The sequence below is a fragment of the uncultured Paraglaciecola sp. genome (genome assembly GCF_913058035.1).
Classification (GTDB): domain Bacteria; phylum Pseudomonadota; class Gammaproteobacteria; order Enterobacterales; family Alteromonadaceae; genus Paraglaciecola.
The window spans coordinates 1-7,006 of record NZ_CAJXPA010000200.1; the positions used below are offsets into that span (position 1 = coordinate 1).

5 protein-coding genes and 1 pseudogene are annotated in these 7,006 nt (G+C 37.0%); 5 read left to right on the forward strand and 1 reads right to left on the reverse strand.

The features are described 5' to 3' along the window. Window positions 1–507: 507 nt before the first annotated feature. Complete coding sequence (locus tag QZ562_RS18220) at window positions 508–1,260, reverse strand: ABC transporter substrate-binding protein (protein WP_293763370.1); 753 nt, start codon at window positions 1,258–1,260, stop codon at window positions 508–510. Window positions 1,261–1,753: 493 nt separating this feature from the next. Here QZ562_RS18220 and QZ562_RS18225 point away from each other — a divergent pair, with 493 nt between their 5' ends. The 5 genes and pseudogenes from QZ562_RS18225 to QZ562_RS18245 form a co-directional block, all read left to right on the forward strand. Then, on the forward strand, window positions 1,754–2,269 hold the full coding sequence (locus tag QZ562_RS18225; RefSeq protein ID WP_293763373.1) for an NUDIX hydrolase: 516 nt from the start codon (window positions 1,754–1,756) through the stop codon (window positions 2,267–2,269). Between the two features lie 704 nt (window positions 2,270–2,973). Further along, complete coding sequence (gene mnmA, locus QZ562_RS18230) at window positions 2,974–4,104, forward strand: tRNA 2-thiouridine(34) synthase MnmA (protein WP_293763376.1); 1,131 nt, start codon at window positions 2,974–2,976, stop codon at window positions 4,102–4,104. After that, on the forward strand, window positions 4,104–4,748 hold the full coding sequence (hflD, locus tag QZ562_RS18235; protein ID WP_293763379.1) for a high frequency lysogenization protein HflD: 645 nt from the start codon (window positions 4,104–4,106) through the stop codon (window positions 4,746–4,748). Before mnmA ends, hflD begins: the two co-directional genes overlap by 1 nt. A gap of 9 nt (window positions 4,749–4,757) precedes the next feature. Then, entirely contained in the window at window positions 4,758–6,140 is a 1,383-nt protein-coding gene (gene purB, locus QZ562_RS18240) for an adenylosuccinate lyase (protein WP_293763382.1), read from the forward strand. Between the two features lie 97 nt (window positions 6,141–6,237). Beyond that, window positions 6,238–7,006: pseudogene (locus QZ562_RS18245) on the forward strand (adenylate cyclase); the annotation flags it as partial.

The window sequence follows — 7,006 nt, forward strand, 5'->3', positions numbered from 1 at the left end:
GTATTAACAAGCTCCTAAAAAATCTAAATATATTAAACTACCTGAGAATGACCATGAAAATTTGAACGTCGAAAATCCCATTTAGAAGCCTATAGAGAAAACTTTTTAACAAACCAGTAGCATAGCTGTGCACAGGTTCGGAGTCTGACCTGAGGATTTTCAGAGTGCTTGATTTTACTGTTTAATTTAAACGTTATTCCTGAGATTGGTTAACACTTACTGAGAACAATTTATAACAAATTGAACTTATATTGTTACTGTCCCTCTGAATATACAGTTTTTGTGTGTTCTCATTTTCAGCCTGATTTTTATCAGGCTTTTTTTTGCCTAGTATACGTATTAATACGTAACTTCTGAATTAGGATTGGAGTCAAGATAATTCGATGTAACTCGTGAGTGGGTTTTCGTTTCACATTGGCATGTGGGCGCAATTGGGCCGTACCTTACGTCCAACGTGGGTGTCCATGCAACTGTTCATGATTATTGAGAATACGTCCTCAACACATCTCATTTGATAAGAAGTCGAGCGTATTCAGCTGTTTTTTCAAACTTGCGAGCGGCTTGCTGTAAGCGATTAACTATTGTTATATCTGTTGCTTTGTTAATTGCAATATAGCCGCTGCGTTCGTTTTCTGGAGCTATTTTTTTAAAGTTAATAGCAACATCTGAACTTCCTCGCTCATTTAAGATATTTTGCACATTATCAGGATCGTCATATACTAAGTCGACTCGACCATTTTCTAATAAATTAACCATTAGTTCGTCATCAGAGACGGAATATAGGTTCTCTTGTTCTGAAAAGCCATGTGAGGTTAACTCTTTGTAACCTGCAGAGCCTAAAACTACAGCGATCAATTTTTGCTTCGCTTGCTGGATATTATCTACATAATTTTCTGGCTTGTTTGTTAAAGAGATAAATACTCTCGATAAATCACTTACCTTTATAAGCCAATGAAAGTTTTCATCCCGTTCAGGCGTTTTTATCATACTTAAAATCAATGTATTAGGATTATTACTCGCGGTAGAAAAAGCACGTATCCATGGCATAAACTCAACTTTAGCATCGAGTTGCGCTTCTTTTAAAATGGCTTGAAGGATCTCAATCGAAGGACCTTTACTCTCACCGTTTTCATAATATTGTAGTAGGCGATTATCATTGGCTACTGCCAGTAAATTAGTCTCTACACTTTTCTTTGCAAATGCGCACAGAGGGGTGCTAACACATAAAAAGAACACTAATGAGTTTATTGTAAAATGCATAATACCCCGTTTTTTGAATGCACCGTATTTGAATGCGCCGTAGAGTAGTCGTTTCCTCGGTTCTTATCAATGATACGACAAGCAAACTTCGCTGAAAGGTAAAAGTAATTATAAAGCCATCCATGTTAAGAAAAACTTGAAATGAATTTCATAAAAACAATGAGGTATTTACCGATAATTAACAATACATGTTCGTTTAGAACTGCGAGTTCAGAGCGTTTGATTTTGCTGCTTAACTCTAATGCTCTGTCTGCATTGAGAAACGCGATTGGAAAATAATTAACAACAAATTGAACTTATGTTGTTACTCACCCTCTGAATATGTAGTTTTTATGTGTGTTCTCTTTTTAAGCCTGATTTTTATCAGGCTTTTTTTTGGCCATTTTTTGCCTTTAATTACTCGTTTGTAATCGTTCTACATCATAGATATTTTCCAATACAACAGCTCTTTGATTCGTTAGACTGCCGCGCTTCAAACACAACCAGAGATAATATGCGTCTACTAAAAACTGCCATTCATCCTGATGCAAATCCCAACAGTTCATTTATATTTAGTCGTCAAGCAGCTCGCGCCATTGTGTTAAACGGTGAGAATATTTTGATGCTTTATACCGAACGCTACCACGATTACACTTTACCCGGTGGCGGCATTAATGAGGGGGAAGATATTATCAAAGGGCTCATGCGAGAACTCACAGAAGAAACTGGTGCTAAAGGAATAGCTGATATTGTACCTTTTGGGCGTTATGAAGAGTTTCGTCCCTGGTATAAAAATGACCTTGATACCATGCACATGAATTCATTTTGCTTTACTTGCAGCGTCGATGAAGAATTAGGTGAAACACAACTTGAAAAGTATGAGGCACACAACGGCATGCGACCAGTATGGTTGAATATTCATGACGCATTTGCCCATAATGAAAATACTATGAAAAATAGCGACAAAAAAGGTTTATCAATTGAACGGGAATCGTTTCTACTTAAACTCATCATTGATGAGTTAATTTGAAAAGCTATCAAGCAGTCTTCTTAATATAAGCGTAAATTCAAGATTGTGTATCAAAGGACTAAATTTGAAATATCAACCAAATAATTTATAGGAATATTAAATGTCGAAGACTAGTCTAAAACAAGTTTTTTTGGGCTTTTGAAACCAAACGTATTTTCTTTCGTGAATTCTGCTGATCCTGTACCTAAAATATTTTCGTTCATATTTTTAGCAATGTCTTAGTCATCCCTTCGAGGTATTTATTGTTTTTTGGATATGCATCCTTTAGATGTTCTATTTCTGACCATTATTTTGAATAGCATTCAAAGCTTGAAGTAATTGAGGATTTTTGGGTTGGATTGATTTGTGTCTCTTTTATCTGGTACGCACTTTGAAAGGTATTATGAACTTTGGCAATTTAATTTTCGAAACAACCAAATAACGAAAATTATTTCAAACAGAAATTTTACTTCATACTTGTTGTTTTTATCAAAAATAAAGTCGCACAGCAAACTTTAGTCACGCTGAGAAAAAGATCTTTACCAGCTGAGTTGGATGATGTTAGATAAAGTGCATGTTCTTCATTAATTTAGATAAAAACACACTAAGAGCTCTAACAATCAACAACTTTCATATACTTAAATCCCATGATTAAGCTAATGATTTCAACAAAAATAACTGATAAACTGCGTCTCCATTTTTAGGCAAAAAAATTCATTTACTTTATGATTCAACAACCTCAAACCACAGAACAAACACAAGACAACAGCCAAGTTAAAGTAGTGGTAGGTATGTCCGGTGGTGTTGATTCTTCGGTTTCTGCATATCTACTCAAAGAACAAGGCTATCAAGTTGAAGGTTTGTTTATGAAAAATTGGGAAGAAGACGACAATGATGAGTATTGTGCCGCTGCTGAAGATTTAAAAGATGCCCAAGCCGTATCAGATAAGTTAGGGATAACACTACATACTATTAACTTTGCTGCTGAGTATTGGGACAACGTGTTTGAATATTTTTTAGCAGAGTACAAAGCAGGTCGAACGCCTAATCCAGACATTATGTGCAATAAAGAAATCAAATTTAAAGCATTTCTCGAATTTGCAGCACAAGAATTAAATGCAGATTATATTGCTACAGGTCATTATGTGCAGCGCTCAAATGAAACTGGAAATTGGCAAATGTTGCGTGGTTTGGATGACAACAAAGATCAAAGCTATTTTCTATACACTTTGGGCGAACAGCACATCGCTCAAACACTTTTTCCTATTGGTCATTTAGAAAAACCACGGGTGCGTGAAATAGCATTGGAACAAAATTTAGTTACCCACGATAAAAAAGATAGTACAGGTATTTGTTTCATCGGCGAGCGAAAATTCAAAGACTTCTTAGCCCAATATTTACCTGCACAGCCCGGTGATATTGAAACTGCTGAAGGTAAAATAATTGGCAAACACGATGGTTTGATGTACCACACCTTAGGCCAACGTAAAGGTCTGTTAATTGGTGGTATGAAAGAGTATGGCGAAGAACCTTGGTTCGTCGTGGAAAAAGATATCGAACGTAATATGCTGATTGTAGGCCAAGGTGCGAATCACCCTCGCCTTTATTCAACCGGATTGTTAGCGAACCAATTGCATTGGGTTGATCGTAAAGGCCCACAACGACCGATTAGATGTTCAGTAAAAACCCGCTACCGCCAACAAGATATTTCATGCCAAATAATGCCCAATACTGACGGCAGTCTATTAGTTGAATTCGATGAACCACAAAAAGCTGTTACCCCAGGTCAATCTGCTGTTTTTTACCAAAACGAGATTTGTTTGGGTGGTGGCATAATAGAGAATTATATCCGTTAATGAGTACTAATAATAACCGATTTTATGAAAGTAACATTGCATTAGCCGGCCTGTGTCAAGCAGCTGCGTTAGTGAAAAAAATCGCTCGTGGCAGTGAATTCGATAACCAAACTTTAATGACATCGTTAAATAGTATCACCATTACTAATTCAGAAAATACTGAACAGGTGTTTGGCGATACTAACCAATTAACGTTGGGTTACCAAACCTTGATTGCTCAACTTAGCGGTCAATCAACTAACAAAGATGTGGAAATTACTCGCTATATTGCGAATTTGTTGTCTATCGAACGCAAATTAAGTACCAGTAAAAAATCTATGGCCGCTTTAGGCGAACGTATATCTAATGTTCAACGACAACAGCTTCATTTGGATCTCACTAACAATCAAGAGCTGAGTAACTTAGCCAGTATTTATACTGATGTAGTGAGTCCTGTTGCTAGAAAAATCCAAGTGGCAGGAGACCCTGAAATGTTGAAGCTTCCTGATAACCAACATCGAGTGCGTGCTTTATTGCTGGCAGGCGTTCGAGCAGCTGTCTTATGGCGTCAACTTGGTGGTAAACGCAGACACATACTATTCAGTCGGCAACAAATTATAGATAGCGCAGAACACACGTTAAAAAATATCAGCACGCCAAATTAGGAGTATTTCATGAACTTATCGGTACTATCTGCACTCACAGCGGTTTCCCCAGTAGACGGTCGTTATGGAACTAAAACAGTTGAGTTAAGACACATTTTCAGTGAATTTGGATTACTGAGATACCGTGTAATTGTAGAAATTCGTTGGTTACAAAAATTAGCCGCCACCACAGACATTCAAGAAGTTCCAGTATTGAGCTCACAAGCTAATTCATTTCTGGATGGCATTGTAAATGAATTTTCTGAAGCCGACGCGCAACGTATTAAAGATATCGAGCGCACCACTAATCACGATGTAAAGGCCGTAGAATACTTCTTGAAAGAAAAAGTATCCGATATACCTGAGCTTCAAGCAGTAAATGAATTTATTCATTTTGCGTGCACCTCAGAAGACATCAATAACTTATCTCACGGATTAATGTTAACTGAAGCCAGAAATGAAGTGATTTTACCTTATTGCGATAAGCTTCTTTCAGAACTTAAACGTTTAGCTATAGAATTAAAATCAGTTCCTATGATGGCGCGTACACACGGACAACCCGCCTCTCCCACTACTATGGGTAAGGAAATGGCCAATGTCATGATCCGTCTGCAGCGCCAGCGCAAACAGATTGCAGAAGTTCATATATTAGGCAAAATAAATGGCGCTGTAGGTAACTATAACGCACACCTTAGTGCTTATCCTGATCTTGATTGGCACACATTTGCAGAAGAATTTGTGACTGGCCTAGGTATTACTTTTAACGCCTTTACCACCCAAATTGAACCACATGATTATATTGCAGAGTTGTTTGATGCGGTTGCTCGATTCAATACCATTTTGCTAGATTTTAATAGGGATGTATGGGGTTATATAGCTCTTGGTCACTTTAAACAAAAAACTATTGCTGGCGAAATAGGTTCGTCAACCATGCCTCATAAAGTTAATCCCATCGATTTTGAGAACTCAGAGGGTAATTTGGGTTTAGCTAACGCCATGTTTGGTCATCTGGCCAGTAAGTTGCCTGTTTCTAGATGGCAACGAGATTTAACTGACTCAACCGTACTTAGAAATTTAGGTGTTGGCGTAGGTTATTCAATTATTGCTTATCAATCTTCTTTAAAAGGGATCAGTAAGCTGCAAGTGAATGAACAGAGTTTACGCAATGAATTGGACAACAATTGGGAATTGTTAGCAGAGCCTGTACAAACAGTTATGCGTCGTTATGGGATTGAAAAGCCTTACGAAAAGCTCAAAGAGTTAACTCGTGGTAAGAAAATTAATCAGCAAATTATGGCTAACTTCATCGATACCCTAGCAATACCTGATAACGCCAAAGTACAACTCAAAGCACTTTCCCCGGCTAATTACATTGGTCGAGCTATAGAGTTTGTTGAGCAGTTAGAAAGTTAAAAGCCGATACTCAACTTATATTAGCCTAATCCATATCCGAAAATTGTCGGAGTGAACTACACTTGATTTTCACTCTGATTTTTAAAAGGATTTAAAAATGATCAATGCTACTTTCAAAGCATGGGTCAATTCTGGGATAAGCTCGCAATCAGCAGAAAACATCAACCCTATCCGTTTAACCAATATTATTGCAATCTTCATCTGCTACCTTTTTTTATTGCAACTACCCACGGCCATTTACTTTTGGAACGGAACAGGACGGTATGAGGCGTATTTAAAAGTCTTGACTGTTATGTTGCTAAGCTTTGTACCGCTTATCAATACATTAAAAGCTCATGAGCTAGCAAGAACCCTATTAGTTTTAGCCTACGTAACAAACATATTGATTTCTTGTCTAATTTGGAAAACCAACCTCAATATCCAATACTTTTTTTTATTAGCCGTTTTTGTTTGTCCTTTCCTTTTTAATAAAAAAGAACGTTTATTGGTTATAACACTCTTAATCGGACTGTGTTTTTTGTTTATATCACTAGAGGTATGGTTTTACCTTTCTGCAGTTCGTTCAGCCACCTCGCTTGAGCAAAATGTTTTTAAACTACTATATACCTGCTTATTTGCGCTTTCCTGTTTATTATGTAGCTTTTATTTATGGAAAATTGTTGACCGCAGTTGGCAAAAATTAGCAGTAGAGAAAAATCATTCAGAACAATTACTTTTAAACATTTTACCTTTGAGCATCGCGCAACGGTTAAAACATTCACCAAAGTTAATTGCTGACTATTTTGAACAAGCCAGTATATTATTTGCTGACATCCAAAACTTTACTCCCTTATGTAAAAAACTTTCACCTCAGCAACTTGTTGGAT